20 protein-coding genes are annotated in these 24,001 nt (G+C 35.4%); 16 read left to right on the top strand and 4 right to left on the bottom strand.

Annotation, left to right across the window (positions count from 1 at the left end; genetic code table 11):
• Positions 1–526 precede the first annotated feature (526 nt).
• Entirely contained in the window at positions 527–1,162 is a 636-nt protein-coding gene (locus tag G4D61_RS11750) for an FMN-dependent NADH-azoreductase (protein WP_025731474.1), read from the top strand.
• 822 nt (positions 1,163–1,984) lie between these two features.
• Positions 1,985–2,494, top strand: coding sequence for a hypothetical protein (locus G4D61_RS11745; protein ID WP_205603269.1), 510 nt, complete (start codon positions 1,985–1,987; stop codon positions 2,492–2,494).
• Positions 2,495–3,207: 713 nt separating this feature from the next.
• Here the strand turns inward: G4D61_RS11745 and G4D61_RS11740 are convergent.
• Together G4D61_RS11740 and G4D61_RS11735 are read right to left on the bottom strand one after the other, a co-directional pair.
• Positions 3,208–4,230 carry a HoxN/HupN/NixA family nickel/cobalt transporter gene (locus G4D61_RS11740; RefSeq protein ID WP_025731476.1) on the bottom strand — a complete coding sequence of 341 codons (1,023 nt, stop codon included), beginning with the start codon at positions 4,228–4,230 and terminating at the stop codon, positions 3,208–3,210.
• 245 nt (positions 4,231–4,475) lie between these two features.
• Positions 4,476–5,597 (bottom strand): glycosyl hydrolase family 18 protein, encoded by a 1,122-nt coding sequence (locus tag G4D61_RS11735; protein WP_163174034.1) that lies wholly within the window; start codon positions 5,595–5,597, stop codon positions 4,476–4,478.
• Positions 5,598–6,068: 471 nt separating this feature from the next.
• Here G4D61_RS11735 and G4D61_RS11730 point away from each other — a divergent pair, with 471 nt between their 5' ends.
• On the top strand, positions 6,069–6,713 hold the full coding sequence (locus tag G4D61_RS11730; protein ID WP_025731478.1) for a spore coat protein: 645 nt from the start codon (positions 6,069–6,071) through the stop codon (positions 6,711–6,713).
• A gap of 217 nt (positions 6,714–6,930) precedes the next feature.
• Here G4D61_RS11730 and G4D61_RS11725 read toward each other — a convergent pair whose 3' ends face one another.
• Positions 6,931–7,845 carry a LysR family transcriptional regulator gene (locus tag G4D61_RS11725; RefSeq protein ID WP_025729274.1) on the bottom strand — a complete coding sequence of 305 codons (915 nt, stop codon included), beginning with the start codon at positions 7,843–7,845 and terminating at the stop codon, positions 6,931–6,933.
• A 133-nt stretch (positions 7,846–7,978) separates the two neighbouring features.
• Between G4D61_RS11725 and G4D61_RS11720 the strand changes: the two genes are divergently transcribed.
• The 3 genes from G4D61_RS11720 (at position 7,979) to G4D61_RS11710 (ending at position 11,687) form a co-directional block, all read left to right on the top strand.
• Complete coding sequence (locus G4D61_RS11720) at positions 7,979–9,019, top strand: YeiH family protein (protein WP_163174032.1); 1,041 nt, start codon at positions 7,979–7,981, stop codon at positions 9,017–9,019.
• Positions 9,020–9,387: 368 nt separating this feature from the next.
• The gene (locus G4D61_RS18525) at positions 9,388–10,851 is read left to right on the top strand and encodes a LysM peptidoglycan-binding domain-containing protein (protein WP_025729271.1); all 1,464 of its coding nucleotides are present in this window, start codon (positions 9,388–9,390) and stop codon (positions 10,849–10,851) included.
• A gap of 212 nt (positions 10,852–11,063) precedes the next feature.
• On the top strand, positions 11,064–11,687 hold the full coding sequence (locus tag G4D61_RS11710; RefSeq protein WP_025729270.1) for an NUDIX hydrolase: 624 nt from the start codon (positions 11,064–11,066) through the stop codon (positions 11,685–11,687).
• A gap of 544 nt (positions 11,688–12,231) precedes the next feature.
• Here G4D61_RS11710 and G4D61_RS11705 read toward each other — a convergent pair.
• Positions 12,232–12,384: a DUF4021 domain-containing protein gene (locus G4D61_RS11705; protein WP_081750028.1), complete on the bottom strand. Its 153-nt coding sequence runs from the start codon at positions 12,382–12,384 to the stop codon at positions 12,232–12,234.
• Between the two features lie 345 nt (positions 12,385–12,729).
• Between G4D61_RS11705 and G4D61_RS11700 the strand changes: the two genes are divergently transcribed.
• From G4D61_RS11700 to G4D61_RS11655, 10 genes are all read left to right on the top strand, one after another.
• Complete coding sequence (locus tag G4D61_RS11700; protein ID WP_025729266.1) at positions 12,730–13,119, top strand: hypothetical protein; 390 nt, start codon at positions 12,730–12,732, stop codon at positions 13,117–13,119.
• A 458-nt stretch (positions 13,120–13,577) separates the two neighbouring features.
• Positions 13,578–15,221, top strand: coding sequence for an AraC family transcriptional regulator (locus G4D61_RS11695; protein ID WP_163174030.1), 1,644 nt, complete (start codon positions 13,578–13,580; stop codon positions 15,219–15,221).
• A gap of 87 nt (positions 15,222–15,308) precedes the next feature.
• A complete protein-coding gene (locus G4D61_RS11690; RefSeq protein WP_025729262.1) occupies positions 15,309–16,277 on the top strand; it encodes an ABC transporter substrate-binding protein in 969 nt (322 codons plus the stop codon).
• 14 nt (positions 16,278–16,291) lie between these two features.
• A complete protein-coding gene (locus tag G4D61_RS11685; RefSeq protein WP_025729260.1) occupies positions 16,292–17,299 on the top strand; it encodes a FecCD family ABC transporter permease in 1,008 nt (335 codons plus the stop codon).
• Positions 17,292–18,308: a FecCD family ABC transporter permease gene (locus tag G4D61_RS11680; protein ID WP_163174028.1), complete on the top strand. Its 1,017-nt coding sequence runs from the start codon at positions 17,292–17,294 to the stop codon at positions 18,306–18,308. Before G4D61_RS11685 ends, G4D61_RS11680 begins: the two co-directional genes overlap by 8 nt.
• 30 nt (positions 18,309–18,338) lie before the next feature.
• The gene (locus G4D61_RS11675) at positions 18,339–19,199 is read left to right on the top strand and encodes an alpha/beta hydrolase (protein ID WP_231473064.1); all 861 of its coding nucleotides are present in this window, start codon (positions 18,339–18,341) and stop codon (positions 19,197–19,199) included.
• A gap of 136 nt (positions 19,200–19,335) precedes the next feature.
• Positions 19,336–20,121 (top strand): 2,3-dihydro-2,3-dihydroxybenzoate dehydrogenase, encoded by a 786-nt coding sequence (locus G4D61_RS11670; protein WP_025729254.1) that lies wholly within the window; start codon positions 19,336–19,338, stop codon positions 20,119–20,121.
• A 19-nt stretch (positions 20,122–20,140) separates the two neighbouring features.
• On the top strand, positions 20,141–21,340 hold the full coding sequence (gene dhbC, locus G4D61_RS11665) for an isochorismate synthase DhbC (RefSeq protein WP_025729252.1): 1,200 nt from the start codon (positions 20,141–20,143) through the stop codon (positions 21,338–21,340).
• Positions 21,341–21,357: 17 nt separating this feature from the next.
• The gene (locus tag G4D61_RS11660) at positions 21,358–22,974 is read left to right on the top strand and encodes a (2,3-dihydroxybenzoyl)adenylate synthase (protein ID WP_163174026.1); all 1,617 of its coding nucleotides are present in this window, start codon (positions 21,358–21,360) and stop codon (positions 22,972–22,974) included.
• A gap of 29 nt (positions 22,975–23,003) precedes the next feature.
• On the top strand, positions 23,004–23,912 hold the full coding sequence (locus G4D61_RS11655) for an isochorismatase family protein (protein ID WP_025729248.1): 909 nt from the start codon (positions 23,004–23,006) through the stop codon (positions 23,910–23,912).
• The last annotated feature ends 89 nt before the right edge of the window (positions 23,913–24,001 follow it).

Here is a 24,001-nt window from a genome sequence, read left to right as displayed (position 1 = left end):
AGTTCGACGTTGACGTGGCATAATAGCACGCTCCCTTAGGTTAGTATGTTAAGTGTACTAGCCCTTATAGTATCTGTCCAACTTAGTGTAGCCGATTCAGAACTTCCAGAAGATAGGGGCGAGGAGGCAACGTCCTGAAATGGGAATTAACGATTTCTTTGATGGGTAAAGCAATAAAGAGTGTCGACCAGTATAAGAAAATGGATGAGATCGCTATTTCAATTTTTCATAGACGTTGTTTATTGCAACTTAATTGATTCATTATATTACAGTATGGGATGAGACTTCTACGGGATCAGCGGTTAGCACGAACCACTTAAATTGATATCAACGACTGAGTAAAGGAGAACTACTCAAAGAGATAGTAAGCAAATCATAGTGATAAAAGAGAGGTCTCTTAGACAATTTTATAACAGTTAAATCGAATTTATTTAATGGTGTTTCGAATAAAATGAGAAAAATGCTAAAAAATAAAGAGGATGTATGTTTACATTCTTTACTAACATTGACATGAAAGGGAGATATAATGACAAAAGTATTATATATTACAGCGCATCCTCATGATGAGACACAATCTTATAGTATGGCGGTAGGAAAAGCTTTTATCGAAGCTTATAAAGAGGTTAATTCTGATCATGAAATCGTGAATATTGATCTTTATAAAGAAAACATTCCACATATTGACGGTGACGTTTTTAGTGGGTGGGGGAAACTTCGATCTGGAAAAGGATTCGAGGAACTTTCATCAGAGGAAAAAACAAAAGTTGGGCGGTTATCAGAGCTATGTGAACAATTTATCACTGCAGATAAATATGTATTCGTTACGCCATTATGGAACTTCTCATTCCCGCCAATTATGAAGGCATATATTGATGCGATTGCAGTTGCAGGGAAAACATTTAAATATACTGAACAAGGATCAGTTGGATTGTTAACTGATAAGAAAGGTTTGCACATTCAAGCGCGTGGAGGTATTTATTCAGAAGGCCCAGCAGCAGAATTGGAGATGGGACATCGCTATTTAAGTATCATTATGAATTTCTTCGGTGTTCCTTCATTTGAAGGGCTTTTTGTAGAGGGACATGCCGCAATGCCTGATAAAGCGCAAGAAATTAAAGAAAATGCTATCACACGCGCAAAAGATTTCGCACAAAAGTTTTAATCAACATGAGTCAAAAGGGCTCTTATTTCAGTGTAACCCCTATTGGATTATTCGATAGGGGTGTTCTTTTTCTCCTAAGATATGAATTGACTAGAGATTCTTCAATAACAATTTGCTATTTCTTTACGTGTAGGAGCGAAAGGATATATCTACTATGTAGAAATTTTCTAACCCACTGAGGGACAACCCGCTGTAAGCAAATACTTTACTTTCTCATTTAATCTTTCGAAAAAAGGATCAACCGTACAGATAAGAAATAGAATATCTTTCATGATATAAAACTGACCTATAAAAGCGGCTACAAAAAAGGATTTAAAACTGATCATTCTATTAGTTCGGAAACTCCTGTGGGAAAAGAAACATTCGAGACTTTGCTGTAGCGTAGTGACGAAGTAGCTCGGCGCTTGCCCGCGGAAAGCTTTAAAGAACAACTATTTAGAACTCTTAATTTTTGCTATTCATTTGAATATCTTTTATGAAGATTGGTGGGAAACAGTTATTGTAAAATGATAGCTTAAAAAAAGTAGAGTTCCGCTCATTCAAGTAGTTTACTTTTCCTTCCATCTCCTAGCGCTTTTTTTAGGAGCGCATTAAACAAATTTTTAAGTAACATTTCTCAAGTAGGTTAATGAGTGTTACCCGAATTTAGATAATGTCTTAAACAGGAGATCTATTTCAACATAAGAAATGGATTTATTTTACATCCAGTCAAATTGATTGTTTGGAATGAATAAAGTGTTTCCGTTTTGGGCTGATATCCATTTCTCTTTGAAGTTGGATACATACACTATGTTCGAATGACTTTGAGGAGGAGATATTAAAATGCAGAGACAATTATTTGGTAATTATAGTATGGGATTACCTGGAGGATTTCCGGGAATGGGAACAGGAGGTTATCCCGGCGGAGGATTTCCAGGAATGGGAACAGGAGGCTATCCCGGCGGAGGATTTCCAGGAATGGGAACAGGAGGTTATCCCGGCGGAGGATTTCCAGGAATGGGAACAGGAGGCTATCCCGGCGGAGGATTTCCGGGAATGGGAACAGGAGGCTATCCCGGCGGAGGATTTCCGGGAATGGGAACAGGAGGCTACCCCGGCGGAGGATTTCCAGGAATGGGATTAGGAGGCTATCCTGGAGGAGTAGGACATGGAAGTTACCCAGGAATGGGAACAGGAGGCTATCCTGGAGGAATAGGACATGGAAGCTACCCAGGAATGGGCATGGAGTCTGAAGGTTATCCAATGGGCATGAGTCAAGGAAGATATCCAGAAATGAGTATTGAATCTGAAGATTATTATCAGGATGGATATTACCAGGATTATACTTGGTAATTTCACATAAAGTTATGTGAAATTAGAAAGAACATTGAATGCTTTTTAGAGGCTGGGACAAAACTCAAAAGTGGTTAGCTAAAGACTAAAGACGAACATTGCACAAATCAGTTCCGAAAATATATGTAAACTCCTGCGGGAGGATAGGCCCACAAGCCTCCTGAAAGTGGAGTATATTTCCGGAGCAAAATTTGAGCGCAAAATTCAGATTTTCTTTAGTTAATATACTTTTGCCCCCAGCCTCTTAGCATTCTAGGCATTATGTGGAAGGATATCATTCATCATCATAGTAAAGGAAATATTATTTGAGGATTTTACGAATGTTGTTTCTAAAAAAATAAAAAATAATGTTTAGCCATTTAAAAAATGGGTAATGAATAAATGCTCACATAATACATAGCTTCTTAATAAAGTGAAATTTTTTTCACAATTATTTAGAAGTACAACTTCTTCAATTTTTTTAACCTCTACCCTATTATAGGTAGAGGCTTTTTTTAGGATTGTACTCCGCCCATTAGTAAACTTAAATATAACAAAAAGTTGGCCATAAATTAGAATATTTTGTAAAAATTACTGTTTTTTCTTTCAAAGATGCTCGCTGAAATCGCCGAGGAATAAAAAACTATTGCATGTTAGTTCCTGAAAATGCTCTTTCACACAGTTTTATATTACATTTTTAAAACTTGCATGATGATTCAACTTCAAAGGGATATTTACTCCTCTAGCTGGATATCCACCTTTTTTTCAATACGCAATAACTTCCATAAACCGTATGAAATGGCCCAAGCTAATATAAATAAACAAACTAAAATATATCCAAGTGAGCCAAAGTTTAACTGTTGTATCCATTTCCAAAAACCTTCTGTAAGCCCTAATTGTGGTGTAAGTACTTGAACTAATTCCACGATACCTACCAATAATGCTGTAACGACCGCTAAAGCAGTAACCGTCAAGTTATAGTAAACTTTTCGAATCGGTGAGATAAATGCCCAGCGGTAAGTAGATGTCATAAATATTCCGTCCACTGTGTCAAATAAACTCATGCCAGCTGCGAATAATAAGGGAAGCGCCAATATTCCTGTTACAGGAATAGCGCTTTTTGCAGCTCCAGCTGATATTGCTAGTAATGCAACTTCGCTAGCCGTATCAAAGCCTAAACCAAATAGAAACCCGATTGGATATATATGCCAGCTTTTAGTAACAAGCTTTAAAAGAGGAGCCACAAAGCGCGCTAACAATCCTCGTGAGTCCAATAGATTTTCTAATTTTTGTGCGTCAAAATTCCCTTTCCGCATAACGATGAATACTCTATAGATATTATACATAATGAATAAATTGATAATCCCCATTATTAAAAGAAAAATACCTGAAACGGATGTTCCGATGATTCCGCCAATATGTTGAAATTCCGGGATTTTTTTTATCGCCCATTGCGAGGCAAAGGCAGTTACAATTGCTATTAAGCATACTACAGTGGAATGACCTAAAGAAAAGAAAAAACCTACTCCTGATGGATTTTTTTGTTGCTGAACCAATTTTCTTACAGTAGTGTCAATTGCTGCAATATGATCTACATCAAAGGCATGACGTAAGCCTAATGTGTAGGCAACTAATCCGAGACCAAACAGGACTGTATGATCTTGTACTGAAATAAGAAGACACAAGATTCCAATGATATGTAACATTATGACGCATATTGCATAGCCAAACCAATTTTTTTTAACGTTTTTTTTCATAAGTTAGAGATCTCCTTATTTATATAAAATATTAAAAAAGTAGATTATTATAAATATTTTATATTTCAACAAAAAACTTCAAATTCCTTTTTTGATTAAAATCAACTTAAATGTTTATGATGTAAAGCCACCTTTTAAAAAAGATTAGAGGTAGCCTTATTACAAAAGATGTTTCCGCACTTCTTTTGTAATAAGGCTAAAAGAACGAATCAATAATAAAAACGTAATGTATCTGCTATTGAACATTAGTAAATTAAATTCCAATAGTCAGCATTCATAAAGTCAAGGTTCCAAATAGCAGAACCCGCTAGATGGAGTTTTGAAATAAGGTTTAGGTAAGCATGGTAAGAGATTGCAGTTGGTAGCCAAATTTTATAGTACATATTGTTGGCTGAATAAGTGATATAGTACTCACCGAGAGCGGAATTCCAACTTAAGTTCCTATGATTTTGCGTCACTAAGTTTGCGACATAATCAACAGAATAAGCAGGATCTTTCACAATATATCCTTGTTTGTCCTGTTCCCAAATTCTTGTATAAGCTGGCAATCCTAAAATAATTTCCTTAGATGGGATGCCTGTTTGAATAAATTCTTGCAAAGTGCTTTTTAGCCATGGCAATGATGTAATTGGACCAGGAGTAGGATCTGTTGACCAATGTTGATCATATCCCATAAACACAACATAATTACAATATTTTCCGAGGACCGCATGGTCAAAAGGAGATTTCTGATTTCCAGCTTTTGGATCTGGGGGGAGATCAATAGATAAAACTGTATTAGATTGCTTTAAACGATTGGACATCTGCTCGATAAATTGGGAGAATTGGTTGCGATCACGAACATCTACATTTTCTATATCTACATTTACCCCATCCCAATGCCCTTTACTGGCTGCTTCGCAAACTTTATTGATTACCGCTTGTGTTGCGGTAGAATTGGTCAGTAGCTTATGAATACTTGTTTTTGTATCTGTTTTCATAATAAGTCGTACCCAAACTTTTTTTCCTTGTTTATGAAGCGAGTCTATTGTGTTAGGCTCCGCAGTTACATGCAGTGCGTCATCATTGTCGATAGAAGCGAGTGCTGGAGAAACAATTTTAAGGTTTTGATAATCAGCGATTTGCGTCATTGTTTCTCCATTACCAGTTATCCACCCTAAAGTAAGAGAAGAACTTGATGAAGTAACGGATTGCTTATTTAGCAAAGATTGCTGTTGTATTAAGAGATTATTTGAGCTCCGATTAGGATTATTTACTGCAGAAACGATGATGCTTGGAATCAAAATAATTAGCATAAAAAAGAAAAATAAAGTGAATGAATATTTATGTATTAGTCGGTTTCTACCTGACTTATTAGAATTATTCATAAATGATTAACCTCCGAAAAAGGCGCTTGTAAATCTTTATTCTATTTTGTTTTTTAGCATAAAATACAAATCGCTTCTATTTAACAGATTCATTAATTATATATATGAGAGGCGCGCTGGAAAATGTATCGTTTTGTCCAAATGAAATGGACTATGGTTAAAAATAAAACGAAACATGAATGGACATGTGGTAACCTTGCATGATAGATGAAGGCCGCTTATTTTCGATAATATGTAACAATCTAAATTGAAAAGCAATCAAAGCGGTTGATGTGTGATAGAATTGCGGATAAATCGCTTGTCCCACGTACAAGACATCGCATGTTCGCAATCCCTCCATTTAAAAACAATTTCAGTGAGTCTTACTAAATTCTCCGTGTTTTTACATTCGTTATACCGATACATAATTCTTGATCTCCAGACCATAATAGTGATGATGTTTATTTTCAATAGGAGGAGATCAAAAACATGATGCAAAACCAACAGGAACAAATGCACCAAAATATGCATACAGGGGCTGTACCACCGCAAATGAACCATGGTGGTCATGAAGTATTTGATGTTCATGAAGTATTATCTGGGGCTGTAGGTACAATGGAACAATATATGCTGTTGCGCCAACATGTAAAAGACCCGGAATTACTTAGCATTCTTGATCGTCAATATCAATTTATGCAAGATGAATACAATATTACAGTTGAATGCTTTAAATCAGGACAAAATCCGTCCAAACCAACACAAAGTTATAAAATGAATCAAGATAATGACTTTGTGTACGGTTTAACACCATCACAACCTAAAAAGCCTGCGCAGTCTCCTGCAGAGCTCACTGATGCTTGTGTTTCAAGTATGATGCTTGGTAGTATAAAATCAGGTGCATCGATGAAAACAATAGCCGCACTAGAAACAACGAATCCAGTTGTTCGCCGCGTGCTTGCTGATTCTATACCAAATTGCATTGAAATGGCTTATGAACTCTCCATTTATCAAAATAAACATCATTATTACCAAGTACCACAGCTTGCGCAGCAAGATATGATGCAAATGGTAAATTCCTTTGCTCCTGCGCAAGGAATGATGCAGCAAACAACTAATATAAATAATATTAGTCATTAAAAGAGGATCGACAAAAAAGGGATTCAGAATCATTCATTCTGAATCCCTTCCTATTTTAAAATATACTAATGGTTTCAATATAAAAGTCAATTATTTAAACTCATTAAGAGGTGAGACTCCTGCGGGAAATTACGTTGAAGGGAGATCTAGCAGGAGCTTGTTACGAAGAGGTTTCAGAACCCGCCTGCGGAAAGCGAACCGTTGGAACGGAAGTCATTTATGGCAATGTTATGTCATTCATTATATTTGAGATTTTTTTATTCTTTCGTAATACTTCTATAAAGATTTCTGAAGCTTTCGTTTTAAAAGGTGTTTTCTGTGTGATAAAGGAAAATTGACGTAAAAAGGGTAATTCAGGTAATTGAAGAATTTGTAAAGTTCCAAGTGCAAGTTCTTTTCTAACGGCCCATTGAGAAAGCAACGAGATCCCAAGTCCTGCTTCAACAGCTTCTTTAATAATCTGTGTACTGCCAAATTCCATTATCTTTTCGGGACGAAGTTGAAATTCAGAAAATAATTTTTCAATTGCTTCTCTTGTCCCAGATCCTTCTTCACGTGCAATCCACGTTTCTTCCATCAATCGTGAAAACTGTAAATCCTTTTCATTTATAAAACGATGGTTCGCTGAGACAACAATAAACATGGAGTCCTCCGCAAAAGCTTCAAAGTATAGATCTTTATGTGTAATTCCACCTTCGATAATGCCAATATCGAGTTGGTGTCCTGCTACTAATTCCTCAATTTCCTTAGTGTTAGCAATCGTTATTGTTGGTTTAATCAAAGGATACCTTTCGTTCATGTAGGCAATTACATGCGGGAGGATATACTCACCATATGTATAGCTTGCGCCAATACTTAGATTCCCAATTGCATGATTCATGAGGTCATCTACTAAACATTGCATCCGGGTATAGATACCCAATATTTCTTTTGCATGATGATAAACAATTTCCCCAGCCTTATTTAATCGTACAAACTTGTTACTTCTATCTAAAAGTCTTGTTCCAATCGTTTGTTCCAACTGCTGTATATGTTGGCTTACTGCTGGCTGCGTCATATGTAGCTCATCTGCAGCTCGTGTAAAGTTTTCTTTTTCGACGACGGTTATAAAGACAAGTAAAAGCTGTTCCAATATTGGTTCCCCCTTATTATGTTTAAGCGTAACTCTATTATATAGAATTACTTATGATTATGATTATAATCATTTATTTTTCTTATTATAAAACATCCTTTATTCTAGAGATATAAGAAATGGAGATGAGGATATGAAATATAACAGTAGGGAAGAAAATGTGAGAGCTTATGCTAAAATATCATCTTTACTACGCACGTATATAGCAGGAATTTGTTTTACAATGATGATTGCCTTGTTTGGCTATGGATTAGGAAAAGTACCAGTGTTTAATTATGTTGGTCAAATGGCATGGGCCATCATTATAGCTGTGGTTTATCGGCAAATATTGGGCTATCCAGAAAAATTGCGTGCTGGAATTCAATTTTCTTCAAAAAGATTGTTACGCATGGCAATTATACTATTTGGATTAAAATTAAATATCGATGTAGTATTTCATCAAGGACTAATATTATTAATAAGAGATGTAGGTACCGTATTTTTTTCAATCATAATCACGATGTTATTAGCAAAGTGGTTGAAAGCAGATCTTCATTTATCAATTCTGTTAGGAATAGGTACAGGGGTTTGTGGGGCAGCAGCAATTGCCGCTGTATCTCCAATTCTAAAAGCAAAGGAGGAAGATACAGCACTTGGAGCAGGTATTATTGCCCTAGTTGGAACCATATTTGCAATCATGTACACAGTGTTGCGCCCATTTTTGCCTATAACATCATTGCAATACGGAATTTGGTCTGGCATAAGTCTGCATGAAATTGCTCATGTTGCATTAGCTGCATCTCCAGGAGGTCATGATGCATTAACAATTAGCTTATTAGCTAAATTAGGTAGAGTTTTTTTACTGATACCACTAAGTTTTCTTTTACTTTATTGGATGAAACGAAAAGGGAAACGTCAGCATAACACAAAAATAGAATTCCCTTGGTTTTTAATAGGTTTTCTTGCGATGAGTTTTTTTGGTAGTTTTATTGTTGGCAAATATCTTATCCTTCCAAAAAATATTATCAATGATATCTCTACTATAACAACATATATGTTAACAATGGCGATGGTAGGGTTAGGATTAAATATTCATTTAAAAGACTTACGAACGAAAGCACTACGTCCATTGCTTGCAATGGTTATCGCATCACTTTTATTGTCGTTATTATCTTATTTTTCATTAAAACTTTAAAAATACTAAGTTAATCATATGATACGTAATGTTGGTTTCCCTTTTTTAACTGGAAACAGTTTCTTCCATACCTAGTTGCCAATTTCCAAGTTTATAATAGCAATAAGCATTGGAGAACCATCATTTATCTCATATAAATAAGATTGCCAGCAAACTTAAACATAGATTCAATGGGGAGCCACACTCTGATACCGCTATATTTTAGCGGTCATTTTTTTGTCTTTATATGTATTTATAAAATGAATCATTAAGAAATCTGTATCATCTATGTTTCATGGTTACAATGATCAAAAACATGTAAGAATTGCAGAATGATTCACGTTATTTAAAGAGAGTTCATAGTATAAAGTAAAAGGGAGGAGATCTATGTGTTAAATAAGCTATTTAAATGTATAACGGTACTAGCTCTCTCCTTCGGGGTCGCCTTACCGTTTAGTTTCAACGCACAGGCAGCAACAAGTCCCGATGTGGATTTTATTGATGTATCGCATCATAATAGTGAGTTAGGATTACCGCTAGCATTCTATCAGACAATTAAAAGTGCCGATGTTAATAGTGTTGTCGTAAAAGTAAGTGAAGGAACTTATTATGTTGATCCTGCAGCATCGGTAAATATTGCAAATGCCAAACAAGCAGGATTAATTGTAAATGCGTACCATTATGCCCGTTTTACTAGTAATGCAAGTGCAAAAGCTGAAGCTGACTGGTTCGATAAGAAGCTACAGTTAGTTGGCTTTGATAAAGAAAAAGACGGTTATGTTGTAGTCGATGTTGAAGATAACAGTCTCCCAAGCAGTCCGAGTAAATTAACAGAATATACGAACACATTTATTAATGAGATGAAGTCTCTAGGATATAACAGAGTGGATGTATATAGCGGTTCTTATTTCTATAATAATCGCTTACAGCCGAAAGCTTTAAGCGTTAGTAAACCATGGCTGGCAGCATATCCTATTAATCCTATGAAAAATCAGCCAACAGCAAATTTTTCAAATGGCATAGGAGCTTGGCAATGGTCACAAAGTTATCGATTTATTGGGATGAATGAATATGGTAATTTTGATGTTTCGGAGGATTATGCAGGAAAATATACAACAAAAACATCACCTGAACAGGAAATATCCAAAAATGTGAAAACAATCAAAACGATTTCTCTTATTGATTATCTCAAATCCAAGAATATAGATTCATCTTTTAAAAATAGAGAAAAACTTGCTAATCAGTACGGAATTGTTGATTACAGTGGAACAAGGGCTCAAAATCTAGCTTTATTGTCTAAACTAAAAAGTGGCTTGAAACCAGCTAAAACGAACATTACAAATAGCAAGTTAACGACTGACACTAGCATAACTACAACACCAGCGACATACACCGTTCGCAATGGGGATACACTTAGTGAAATTGCTGTAAAATTTAATACGACAGTTTCAAAACTGAAATCGTTAAATGGCTTGAATAATGCTAATCTTATATATGTCGGTCAAAAACTCAAAATTAGTGGGGCGAGCCAGACAAATTCTGGAACCAACTACTATACAGTGAAAAAGGGTGATGTGTTAAGTCAGATCGCAAGTAAATACAATACGACTGTTTCAGCCCTTCAATCGCTAAATAACTTGAAAAATGCCAATGTTATTTACGTAGGCCAAAAATTAAAAGTAAGCGGAAGTACTAGCAACAGTACTGCAAGCAAGTATTATGTAATAAAAACAGGTGACACGTTAAGCGAGCTTGCAATAAAATACGGAACAACTGTAAACAAACTACAATCGCTTAATCATATTAAAAATGCAAATAACATTTATGTAGGAGAAAAAATTCAACTGAAATAAACGGATTGCACATTGGAATTGAATAGATGGTAATTCAGTAAATCGTGCTAATTACCATCTATTTACTTTTGAAAAAAATGTAAGAAAAGAGAAAATATTTTTATAAAGGAAGATGCTGGAGAATTGGTTAATAGTTTAAAATAAATTATATATGGATAGTCATGCCATTCAAAGGGTCTATACATTCATCATTTAAGGAGATTCAGAAGCTTATGGAAAATGAAATGATAACACTTTGTAATGAGAAAAGGGAACATATTGGGGTTGCTACCCGTGCGGAAATACATAAAAAAGGTTATTGGCATGAAACATTTCATTGCTGGTTCTTGAGTAACAACGAAGGAAAAGTATTCCTATATCTTCAAATTCGTAGTGATCAAAAGAAAGATTATCCAAACCTTCTGGACATAACAGCAGCTGGACATATTTTAGCAGATGAATCAATCCATGATGGGATAAGAGAGGTAAAAGAGGAATTGGGAATTGACTTAGCAATAGATGATGTAGTGTCATTAGGTGTTTTTCAAGATTGCATCACGACAAACGCTATAATAGATAAAGAATTTGGAAATGTGTTTTTATATGCTCGAAATCATATTGATTTTTCGCAATTTCACTTGCAACAAGACGAAGTATCCGGAATTGTAAAAACGCCTATAACGGATTTTGAGCAATTAATTGCTGGTCATATTGAAGAAATCCTTGTAGAAGGTTTTAAAATTAATCAGCATGGGAAGAAGTCTTCCATTTCGACAATGATCAATAAACATTCCATCGTACCGCATGAGCAGTCATATTTTGAAAATGTACTATTTGCGATGAAAAAACATGTATAATCGTTTCTGCAAAAAGATACTGAAACGATTATACATTGAATTTAGTTTGTCACAAAAATCTTTTCTTACCATCTATGATAAAGGAAAGTCTGTATATAACGATTAAATATTGCGAAGCAGAAATGTTTCTATAAAGCACATAAATAGATCCATTAAGAATTGATGATCGTGTAAAAAAGGAAACGGTGTGATGTAAATCTAAAAATCCAAAAGGTTCCAATGGCAAAAATTCCATATGCAAAACTGATGTCTATCATATATCCCCAAGGTACAATATAATCATGAATCGTCCACAACTTATAAGTGCAGGCTATTTGAAAAATGATTGTCATGAGTAATGATGTGAAAATTGTAACAGACAGATATGTTCTAATGATTCTTTTTGATGCAAAGAACAAAGTACACCAGGGAAGCAATAAAGCGCTGATGAGAAGTATTTTCGCTGCCAAATTCAATCCCCCGTATCTTATGAGATTTATTTGGAATGCAATAAAAAATTACCATCTAACGTAAGCATAACTAATGAGTCATGCTTACGTTTATGCTATTTATTTATGTGATGCTTGTTATCTTCCGTTTTGGTTTCGAGTATGCCGTATAACCCATTCATTGTTTGTTCTTCAGGATCTGCCCCGAAAGCTGTATTCTCAGCTGCACTTTTTAGATCAAGATTATTTGTATTTTTTTTGTTAGACATAATATCCAACTCCTAAATTAGATTAAGTAAAAACATCATAAATATACGTCTTTTAAAAAGGCATTGAATTTTTTCAGCAAATCTTTATTTACAGAGTAGACGCTAAATGATATATAATCCATTAAACGGAAAATGATCAATAATGAGAAAGGCAAAATGGCCTCACTTTGAATATGATAAAATTACGATGAAATAATTTATAGAATAAATAATTAAATCGAAACATAATTAACTAATATAAATAAAGTTGATCAGAAAATGGGAGGAAAAATTAACGCTGCCTAGTGATGGAGATTTGGGGGATCTCGTCATAAACTATTGGCTGAACAGGGGAGGATGATCAACTTGTTTCATGACTGGATGGATTCCTATATTTCAAAAGTTACTGGTAAATCGTATATTGAAACAGAAATTACAGAAATTTTGATTGAAATTTTTTCAATTTTAGATCAAAAACTAAAGAACTTGCAGCAAACGAGTATTCAATTTGTTCCTAATGAAAGTAAAATTATGTTGCCTGATTGTTCATTGACGTTTAAGATTCATAACGCAGCACTTGATATTTATAAATTTGATCAAAGTAATAAGAAGCTTTGTAGCATTCGTGTGTTAGATAGTCTTGATGAATATCACGTAAAATTGCCGGATGATAAGATTTTGCTTGAAACAAAAGATTTAAAAAAAGCTTTAGATTGTGCGCTATTTTATTTGCTAGTAGAAAATAAAAATAAATAGAAGGGCCATACTCAAAGATGCTTCTTCTTTAAGATGTAAACAGACTCCTAACAAAGGAGTTTTTTTATTGGAACTGATTGCTGCTCCGGGGATTCGCTTTCCGCGGGCGTCCCGTACCCTTCTCGGTACGTGCCTGCAGACGTCTGACTCGTGTATTCGAATCGGCATAGTATACAATCTTTTGTTAGGAATGTAGTTTATTTCTTAAGGTGAGCAGATGATCATGACGTTAATAGTATACGGCAAGCTAGACTGGCTTACAGATAAACGAGAAAAAAGAAGCCTTTTTTATTTCTTCCATAGTATTATTTTACCCAAAAGTTGGAAAAGGATTTTAATTACGGCATGATTTATATATAATATAAGTGATAATGATTATCATTATTGATTACTTGGGGGTTCTTTTGATATTAAAATGAACGGAAAGATTCCATTCTTTGAAGGGAGAATGTATTGATATGGACAAAGACTTTACAGAAAAAAAGTTGTACAAACAAAATGGATGGAGCCGTTTATTCCATAGGCTTTTAGAGATAGATAGAATAAGAACAAGCGAACAATCTCCGAAATTAACAAATACGTTTGAATTAGTTGTCATTAAAGAGGGGAAAGGAAAGATTATGATTGAGCAAGAGGAATTTCTTGCACACAATCAAGACATTTTTGTTATACATCCAGCTGAAGTTTACAGTATTGCATGTGATAAGCAAACACCTTTCGAATACTTACAATACAGATTTGAAGTGTTTAGCTATCCAACGAATGACTCAATACAATCCTATCCTTTGAAGGGAAAAATAGTTGTTGCACAAATTGAAGGAATTTTAAAATTGGCAGAGGATATATTTTTAATGAAAGATCACCAAAGCGGTTTAGAACAATTTCATAGGCGGGGGTTGTTTGAACAGCTTATATATCAAATTGAGCAAAATAAAGAAGTTGCAACTGAAAGAGATACATTTACAGCCATTGAACATACTCGATTATACATAGAAAGTCAATTTCATAGACCGCTATCCATTAAAACGTTAGCAGCTATGGCAAGAATTAGTCCAAAGTATTATTCGTCGTTATTTAAAAAAGAATACGGTGTTAGTGTTAGTGAATATATTACAACTTTGCGAGTTAATAAAGCAAAAAGGCTGTTGATAAAAGGAACAGAGACACTATATGAAATTGCAAAGCAAGTTGGCTATAAAGATGAATTTTATTTAAGCCGTAAATTTAAACAAATTGTTGGAATAGCCCCATCTATATATAGATTAAAAAGGAAAAAGAAAATCGCTGCATATGATTTGTCAACAACGGGCTACCTGCTAGCACTTAATATTATTCCTTTTGCTGCCCCTATCCATCCTAAATGGACAAACTATTATTATAGAAAGTATCGCGATGAAATTCCGGTGCATTTAAGTGCCTTTAAAATAAATCAAGATTGGAGAGCGAATATTGCGAAGCTTTTTAGCGACCGACCAGATATGATTGTAACGAAAGATACAATTAGCGTGGAAGAAAAAAGATTGTTAGAGCAAATCGCACCAGTTTATTATTATGCAAGTGAAAAAAACTGGCGAAAGCAACTGCATACGATTGCTCAATTTTTAGGAGAAGAGAGAGAAGCAGAAGAATGGTTATATGATTACGACCAGCAAGTTCAATATGTGAAACGTTCATTGGCCCCACATGTGCAAACAAAATCTTTTATTGTATTACGTTTATATCATCATACTCTCTTTATTGATCGATCAAAAACGATAGAAGAAGTGCTTTCAGGTGATTTGAATATTAATCATGGGAATAAGTTTAATGGTTTATTGCATAACCAAGTGATTACGATTCAGGAACTTGCGCAAATGAACCCCGATTATGTGCTTTTAAATATATGTCAAGAAGCAGTGACATTAAGAAATTGGGATATGATTAAAAATTCTAGTGCTTGGAACAGTTTATCATTTGTTCAACAAAATCATTTCATAATGATTTCTTCCGATCCATGGCGGGAATACTCAGCATTTGCACACGAAAGAATAATAAGAGAATTTCCGCTTCAATTATTAGACCATTGTCCAACAATAAAACAAGAAATCGTCCATGTTCAATAAAAGGTAAGATCGCTATAATTTCAATTGAGAATGATTATCATATCATTTATAAAAAATAGAATACATACAAAGGGAGAGGGTTTCTACATGAATAAAAAATTTTTAGCGCTTTTCTTCTCAAGCTTGTTAGTCATAACCGCATTAACCGCTTGTGCAGAGCAACAAACTTCAAAGCAAGTATCAACAGAAGATCATAAATCTTCAGAAAACAAACAAACGTATCAAACGATCACATATCTAGGGAAAAAATACAAAGTGCCAGCTAAAGTGGATAAAATTGTAACAGCTAGTCAAGAGGCGATGGAGGATGCTGCAGTTTTAGGCGTAAAACCTGATGGTGCAATTGCAACAGCAGGGGAATATCCTCAATATTTAGGTGACTCAATGTCGAAAGCAATTCCAATCGGTGACAAAATGCAGCCGAGCACTGAAACATTATTAAAAATAAAACCAGATGTCATTTTAGGAACTTCTAAATTTCAGCCTAATGTTGTAAAAAGCTTAAATTCAGTTGCTCCAATGATACCAATTTCTCATATATCGACTAATTGGAAAGCGAATTTGCTCGTACTCGCAAAGCTTACCGGCAAAACAAAAAAAGCTAAAAGTATTATCAAGCAGTACGATACAGAAGTAGCGGCAGTTAAAAAACAGTTAGAAGGGAAATTAGATGGTAAAACAGTGCTCATTATTAGAATAAGAGGAGGAAATATCTTTATTTATTCAAAAGATATTTATTTTAATCCTGTATTATACAGTGACTTAGGTTTAGAAGTTCCTGCAGAGGTACAAGCTGCAACAAGTCAAGAAATGATTTCATTAGAAAAATTAGCACAAATGAATCCAGATTATCTTTTTGTTCAATTTGACAAGGCGGAAAACAGTGCAAAACCGGAAGCATTAAAAGATTTTCAAAAAAATTCACTATGGAAAAGTATGAAAGCCGTTAAATCTGGAAAAGTGTATATTAACTCTGTTGATCCTTTAGAAGCGGGCGGTACAGCATTAAGTAAAACAGATTTTATCAAAGTTTTAAAACAAACTTTGGCTCAATAAGGTGCTGAGTAACGATGCAATCTAAGAAATCATTTCATTATATTATTTTAATTTGTTCACCAATAGCAATATTGTTAGCAATATTTTTATCTGTCCGTAGTGGTTCAACAAATATTCAAACAGGGCAAATTATAAGTGCAATAACGGACTATGATTCGAATAATATAACCGACCACATTATATGGACATCAAGATTGCCAAGAGCACTAAGTTCACTTTTAGTAGGAGCGCTTCTTGCTATGTCAGGAGCGATTATGCAAGGGATGACAAGAAATTACTTGGCATCCCCTTCTATTTTAGGAGTAGCAGATGGAGCAGGTTTTGTCATAACATTAGCATTTGTATTTCTCCCCAGCATGACATCATTAAAGATGCTGGTATTGTCTTTCGCTGGGGCAGCATTAGGAGCGGCAATCGTATTTGGTATTGCCTCATTAGTGGAAAATGGTTTATCCCCAGTAAAACTTGCAATCATTGGGACGATTATTGGAAATTTTTTTAGCAGTTTATCAGCAATTATTGCTTCCTATTTTCAAGTGTCACAGTCAATGAGTTTTTGGTACAATGCTAGATTAAATCAAGTAAATAATGATGTATTGCTATGCTCATTGCCATTTGTAGCAGTTGGAATCATGCTCTCTTTAATATTATCAAACTCTATTTCTATTTTATCTTTAGGTAAAGAAACTTCTATTGGTTTAGGACAGCGGCCGTTTCTTGTGAAAGTATTAGCTCTCTTTTCCGTTATGTTAATGACAGGAATTTCCGTTTCATTAGTTGGAAAAATTGGTTTTATTGGATTGATTGTTCCTCATATTACGCGTTTTTTTGTTGGGAACAATTATAAATGGGTAATCCCTTGTTCAGGAATAATCGGGGGAATTTTTTTAACGATTTGTGATGTCATTAGCTTCTATATTAATTATCCATTTGAAACACCCATTGGGGTAGTGACGTCAATAATTGGCGTTCCCTTCTTCCTTTACTTAATCAAGAAGAAAGGAGCGAAAGGCCATGAATAAGCAACTGTCAAATCGGTATTTCGCGGCAATGTGCCTCACCTTTATTCTTGTGGTTTTGCTCGCATACATAAGTTTGACATCTGGAGTCTATAAGATGACTTTCACTCAAGTTATAGATACCTTTTTCCGTATTCATCCAAGTAAAGACCTAGATTTAATTATATTTCATTTAAGATTGCCAAGAATCGTTCTTGCTGGATTAATTGGACTCGGCTTGGCAATTGCTGGGGGCGTCCTTCAAGGCATTTCTCGAAATCCTTTAGCAGATACAGGTGTGCTAGGGATTAATAATGGTGCAGGGATGGCGATAGTCATTTTTATGTTCTTTGTACAAGGACAAGTTACAAATTTTAATTGGAAAATGATTATGCTTATGCCCTTTTTTGGCTTAATAGGAGGGCTATGTTCAGCTTTTATCATCTTTTTCCTTGTATGGGAAAGAGGAAACCTCGATACCCAGAAGCTTTTACTAACAGGAATAGCGATCGGCACAGGATTAGGTGCATGTTCAATGTACATCTCATTAAAAATGAAAGCATCTGATTTTGAAATGGCAACAGTGTGGCTAGCTGGAAGTATATATAGTGCCAATTGGTCATATGTTATTTCGATGATTCCGTGGTTTCTGATATGTTTACCAATTTTAATAATTAAATCTAACAAACTAGATTTGTTTCGCTTAAGTCAGGATTCTTTAATAAGTTTAGGAGTTGCGACTGAAAAGGAAAAAGCCGTTTTACTTTTTAGCAGTGTCGGCCTTGTCAGTGCTTGTGTTTCGGTGGCCGGAAGTATTGGCTTTATCGGCCTTATATCACCGCATATTGCAAAAATCATTATAGGGAACAAATATAAAAGAATTCTCCCTTTAAGTGGCATGATAGGGATGGCTCTTGTCATTGGATCAGATCTTATTGCTAAAACGATTGTGGCTCCAGCTGAGTTGCCTGTTGGAATGATTATTTCTATCGTTGGTGTACCTTATTTTATCTATATATTAATAAAAAAATGAAAAAACAATAAGTAAAGAAGGTTTAAACATATGAAAAATAATCAAAATCTATTAACAATGATTGAAAAAAATGAGAATAATAGTGGGTTTTCAATATTTGGGACAAATCAATACGAGATTACATCTAAATATAACGATGAAACATACCACATTTTTGTATATCAGCCAAGTGAGGCGCCTCCAAGCGAGAAAGGCTTTCCAGTTATTTATTTGTTAGACGGAAATGCCATTTTCGGCTCTGTTGTAGAGGCAGTACGTATCCAATCCCGGAGACCCGAAAAAACTGGAGTTATTCCAGCAATTGTCGTCGCGATTGGTTATCCAATTATTGAACCATTTTCACTAACTCGCTTTAAAGATTACACAATAGGGAAAAAGGCAGAATCAGAAGGCGTGAGGAGACCAGATGGCTCACCATGGCCTGAGCAAGGCGGTGCAGAACAGTTTTTAGCATTTATTGAGCATGAACTAATCCCGCAAATGAACGAGCGTTTCCATATCGATGCTAATAGACAAACGATTTTCGGTCATTCTTTAGGTGGCCTACTTGTATTGCATACACTTTTTACAAAGCCGCATTTATTTCAATCATATATTGCGGGGAGTCCGTCTATTCATTGGAATGAAAGCATGATTCTTAAAGAGGAGCAACAGTTTATTGAAAATCTAAAAAAAGACCATAAACAACTGAAGCTTTTCATTGGTTTAGGGGAACTTGAAAAATATCATAAAAATCAAATCAAAGATAAAGCGCAAAATATGTCAAAAAGACTATCAATATATGAGATTTTTGGCTTACATGTAGAATTTACAGAGTTTACGCAAGAAGGTCACGTCTCCGTATTGCTACCATTAATTAACAAAGCATTGCGCTTTAGCCTGCACCCATAAATATATTGTTTCAATGTTCTATGATTAGTACTATTGGAATATTTACACAAATAAGGAAGTTTTGTATAGTGATAACAAACACAATTGATAATGATAATCATTATCAATTGTGTTTTAAAATACTAAGAAAGGATGGATGAACATGCTTCAGTTAGAAGGAAAAGTGGCTATTGTAACAGGTGCTGCGCAAGGAATTGGTGCAGCTGTTATGAGAGTCTTACTCGAACAAGGGGCGCATGTTGCAGCAATTGATATTAATAAAGAAAAACTCAATCACCTTGTATCGCAACTAAATATAAAGAAAGATCGAATCCAGGGTTTTCACACTGATGTAAGTAAGAGTGCAGAAGTTGAACAAACTGTAGCAATTATAGAAGAACAGCTAGGATCCATTGATATTTTAGTCAACGTTGCGGGAATTTTAAGAATGGGGTCCATTGAGAATTTTAACGATGAGGATTGGAAAGAAACTTTTCAAGTCAATACTACTGGAGTTTTTAATATGTGCCGTGCGGTGAGTAAGAAAATGAAGTCCCGCCAACAAGGCGCTATTGTCACAATTAGCTCAAATGCAGCATCAGTTCCACGCATGTTTATGTCGGCTTATGCGGCATCAAAGGCTGCAACTACTATGTTTATGAAATGCCTCGGTTTGGAGCTTGCAAGCTATAATATTCGCTGTAATGTAGTATCACCAGGATCAACAGAAACAGAGATGCAGACATCGATATGGGAGAATGAGCACGGCGAAAGGACTGTAATAAATGGCTCTCTTGAACAATTTCGTGTCGGTATCCCTTTAAAAAAAATAGCACAACCAGTAGACGTTGCAAAAGCTGTATTGTTTTTAATTTCAGACGATTCAAGTCATATTACGATGCATGATATACGAGTGGATGGCGGTGCAACATTGGGCGCCTAACTAAAGGAGGGAATACGTTATGAGTAACACTACAAGGAATAAGACGGCCAAAGAGATCATTCATGAATATGAAATTGATTCTTCATTTTTCTTATCGACTCCACAAAGAACATTATTGACTAAAGGAATAGTTACTAAATATCCTGATGATGACCTAAACAATGGAACAGGACAGATGTTAGAACAGATCAGGAAAATGTTAAGTAATGCTAAACTACAAGGAATGAATGATCCAATCGTCGTTGGCGCAATTCCTTTTGATTATACGAAATCTTTGCAATTATTTGTGCCAAAAGAAGTAGAAAAGTTAGGGCCACTTTCATTCGTTGAGGAGATACGGAAAGAAGATTTATCCAAAATAAAGTACGAAATGACTCCTGTCCCGGAACGTAAAGAGTACGGGGAATACGTTGCAAAAGCATTAAAGAAAATTACAAATCATGAATTAAGTAAAATTGTATTGGCGAGGTCACTTCATGTCAAGGCTGACAAAAAAATAGCTATTCATAAACTCATTCAATCTTTAGTAGCACAAAATTCAAATGGTTATACTTTTGCAGTCAATTTGCCGCAATCTGGGTTACGGGAGCGGAAAAGAACCTTACTAGGAGCAAGTCCAGAATTGCTTGTTTCAAAATCAGGGTCATATGTATGTTCTAATCCATTAGCAGGATCTGCACCTCGTAGTAAAGATCCTAAAGAGGACCAGCGCCGTGCAGAACAATTACTGCATTCTAGTAAAGATCGTTATGAGCATAAGTTTGTTGTTGATGCAGTTGCTCAAACTTTAAAACCATTTTGTACAAATCTAGAAGTTCCGACAGAACCATCGCTAATCCAGACTGAAACAATGTGGCATTTATCAACGGAGATTCGTGGACAATTGGCTAATCCTTCAACTACTGCATTAGAACTTGGATTAGCTCTTCACCCAACACCGGCAGTATGTGGGGCTCCTACTAATCTTGCAAAAGAAGCGATCCAAGAAATAGAAGCATTTAATCGCGACTATTATAGTGGAATGGTCGGATGGAGTGATGCAGACGGAAATGGTGAATGGATTGTAACAATTCGTTGTGCTGAAGTAGAAGACGACTTATTGAAACTTTATGCAGGAGCAGGCATCGTTGCAGGATCAAAAGCAGATAGCGAATTGGCCGAAACTTCTGCAAAACTCCGTACAATGCTGTTATCAATGGGAATATCTAGTGAATATTAATCTTGGAGGAATGAACAATGCTAGATGGATGCACACCGTGGCCTGAAGATTTTGCTAAGTTTTATAGAAAAGAAGGTTGTTGGCAAGGTGAGACCTTTGGTGAAATGTTGAGAGAAAGGGGGAAAACATTCGGAAATAGAATTGCAATTACATGTCAAAATCAGCATATTAGTTATCAAGAACTTGACAGGAAGGTTGACCAACTTGCGGCAGGTTTTTGTCGCTTAGGAATCGGCAAAAATGATCGCGTAATTGTACAATTACCAAATAAAATAGAATTTTTCGAATCTATTTTTGCTTTATTTCGTATAGGGGCAATTCCAGTTTTTGCTTTACCATCACACAGGTATAATGAAATTCATTATTTTAGTGAATTCTGTAATGCAAAAGCCTATATTATTCCCGATGAATACATGGGATTTGATTATAGAGTATTAGCAAGGAAGGTTCAACAATCTATTTTAAATTTAAAGCATATTATTGTTGTCGGGGACTCAGAAGAATTTCTAGAATTGAGCAATTTATATATGGACCCCATGGTTTATCCAAAAATTCAGTCTGATGATATTGCATTTCTTCAGCTTTCGGGTGGAAGTACGGGAATATCAAAATTAATTCCGCGCATGCACGATGACTACATTTATAGTTTAAGAAAAAGTGTGGAAATATGTCGACTGAATTCGGATAGTGTTTATTTAGCTGTTCTTCCAATTGCCCATAATTATCCGCTAAGCTCACCTGGTGTATTAGGAACACTATATGCAGGTGGAAAAATCGTTCTTTCAGCTAGCCCAAGTCCAGATGAAGCATTTCCCTTAATAGAAAAGGAACGGGTAACGATTACAGCTGTCGTTCCGCCGCTGGCACATATATGGTTAGATGCGGTTTCCACTCGTTCGTTCGATTTATCAAGCTTGCAAGTTTTACAAGTTGGTGGATCTAAATTTAGTTCGGAAGCAGCCCGTCGAGTTAAGCCTATTTTTGGCTGCAAACTACAGCAAGTATTTGGCATGGCTGAAGGGTTAGTAAATTATACGAGGTTAGATGACCCTGAAGAAATTATTGTTAATACACAAGGTAAACCAATGTCTGAGTATGATGAAATTTTGATTGTAGATGAGGAAGATAATGAACTGAAGCATGGACGAGTTGGAGAATTGTTAACAAGAGGACCTTATACAATCCGAGGATATTATAAGGCGGACCATCATAATGCTAGAGCATTTACGGATGATGGTTTTTATCGTACGGGTGATCTAGCGAAAATGAATGATTCAGGATATTTAATTGTCGAGGGCCGCGCGAAAGATCAAATTAATCGCGGTGGTGAGAAAATTTCAGCAGAGGAAATTGAGAACCATTTATTTGCCCATCCTTCAGTGCTGGATGTAGCAGTAATCTCTATTCCCGATAAATTTCTAGGTGAAGCAATATGTGCATGTATGATAAGCCGAAAAAGATCGATAGAAATAACTGCTATAAGAGATTTTCTAAAAGAGCGCGGTCTGGCAACCTATAAAATTCCAGATCGAATCGAATTCGTCAATGATTTTCCGAAAACCCCTGTTGGAAAAATTAATAAGAGAGCTTTAAGAGAGATAATAACTAATCAGTTATATGTTGAAAATTCATAATTATTTTTATGTTGAAAGGGTGTGTTTTGATGGCTATTCCAGCTATCACCAGTTATAAAATGCCAATACAGTCAGAGTTACCAAAAAATAAGGTTGAATGGATACCTGATCCAAAGCGTGCAGCATTACTTATTCACGATATGCAATATTACTTCGTAAATGCTTTTACAGAAAAGCAATCTCCGCGATCCGAGCTTATAGTAAATATCAACCATTTAAAAAATGAATGTCGCAAATTAGGCATTCCAATCATTTATTCTAGACAGCCTGGTGGACAACGTGCAGATCAACGGGGATTACTTCAAGATTTTTGGGGGGATGGAGTTGAGAATCAATTGGCTCAAACAGCAATTCTTGATGAAATAGCTCCTGATGAAAGTGACATCGTCATTACGAAATGGCGGTATAGTGCTTTTAAAAAGACGAATCTGCTTAATATCTTACAAGAATCCGGAAGGGATCAGTTAATTATTTGCGGGATTTATGCGCATATTGGATGTTTGCTTACGGCAAGTGATGCATTTATGAAAGATATTCAACCATTTTTTGTTACTGATGCAGTGGCTGATTTTTCCTTAGAAGAACATAAAATGGCTGTCAACTATGCAGCAAAACGTTGTGCCTATACGATTTCAACTCAAAATATTGTTTCCATGATGAACAAGATGGATCAAGTTTTAAGTCAAGGATATTTACCAACAAGTTTACAAGATGTTCGTGAGCAAATTGTTGAACTAATGCAGGAATCTTCTACGAACATTTCTGATCACGAAAATTTAATGAATAGAGGGTTAGATTCAATTCGAATAATGAGTTTAGTTGAACAGTGGAGAACCGGGGGAGCTGAAATCACTTTTATGGAACTAATTGAGAACCCAACGGTTTCTGGATGGTGGCATCTCTTATCAACACGCATGCTAGATAAGATTAGCAATTAAAGATAAAAGTATTTGTGGGACAGATTGTAAAGATTAATGTGTCGGGCATTCCTAAATGTGATGCCTGACAGCAATATGTCATATCTACA

This window comes from Heyndrickxia ginsengihumi (assembly GCF_011008565.1).
Taxonomy (GTDB): Bacteria; Bacillota; Bacilli; order Bacillales; family Bacillaceae_C; genus Weizmannia; species Weizmannia ginsengihumi.
This window is presented reverse-complemented; position numbering and strand designations above follow the sequence as displayed.

Bases quoted from the DNA above. Each gene is read 5' to 3' on its own strand.
- G4D61_RS11750 (WP_025731474.1), top strand. From the start codon at position 527: ATGACAAAAGTATTATATATTACAGCGCATCCTCATGATGAGACACAA.
- G4D61_RS11745 (WP_205603269.1), top strand. From the start codon at position 1,985: ATGCAGAGACAATTATTTGGTAATTATAGTATGGGATTACCTGGAGGA.
- G4D61_RS11740 (WP_025731476.1), bottom strand. From the start codon at position 4,230: ATGAAAAAAAACGTTAAAAAAAATTGGTTTGGCTATGCAATATGCGTC.
- G4D61_RS11735 (WP_163174034.1), bottom strand. From the start codon at position 5,597: ATGAATAATTCTAATAAGTCAGGTAGAAACCGACTAATACATAAATAT.
- G4D61_RS11730 (WP_025731478.1), top strand. From the start codon at position 6,069: ATGCAAAACCAACAGGAACAAATGCACCAAAATATGCATACAGGGGCT.
- G4D61_RS11720 (WP_163174032.1), top strand. From the start codon at position 7,979: ATGAAATATAACAGTAGGGAAGAAAATGTGAGAGCTTATGCTAAAATA.
- G4D61_RS11710 (WP_025729270.1), top strand. From the start codon at position 11,064: ATGGAAAATGAAATGATAACACTTTGTAATGAGAAAAGGGAACATATT.
- G4D61_RS11705 (WP_081750028.1), bottom strand. From the start codon at position 12,384: ATGTCTAACAAAAAAAATACAAATAATCTTGATCTAAAAAGTGCAGCT.
- G4D61_RS11695 (WP_163174030.1), top strand. From the start codon at position 13,578: ATGGACAAAGACTTTACAGAAAAAAAGTTGTACAAACAAAATGGATGG.
- G4D61_RS11690 (WP_025729262.1), top strand. From the start codon at position 15,309: ATGAATAAAAAATTTTTAGCGCTTTTCTTCTCAAGCTTGTTAGTCATA.
- G4D61_RS11685 (WP_025729260.1), top strand. From the start codon at position 16,292: ATGCAATCTAAGAAATCATTTCATTATATTATTTTAATTTGTTCACCA.
- G4D61_RS11680 (WP_163174028.1), top strand. From the start codon at position 17,292: ATGAATAAGCAACTGTCAAATCGGTATTTCGCGGCAATGTGCCTCACC.
- G4D61_RS11675 (WP_231473064.1), top strand. From the start codon at position 18,339: ATGAAAAATAATCAAAATCTATTAACAATGATTGAAAAAAATGAGAAT.
- G4D61_RS11670 (WP_025729254.1), top strand. From the start codon at position 19,336: ATGAACATGCTTCAGTTAGAAGGAAAAGTGGCTATTGTAACAGGTGCT.
- dhbC (WP_025729252.1), top strand. From the start codon at position 20,141: ATGAGTAACACTACAAGGAATAAGACGGCCAAAGAGATCATTCATGAA.
- G4D61_RS11660 (WP_163174026.1), top strand. From the start codon at position 21,358: ATGCTAGATGGATGCACACCGTGGCCTGAAGATTTTGCTAAGTTTTAT.
- G4D61_RS11655 (WP_025729248.1), top strand. From the start codon at position 23,004: ATGGCTATTCCAGCTATCACCAGTTATAAAATGCCAATACAGTCAGAG.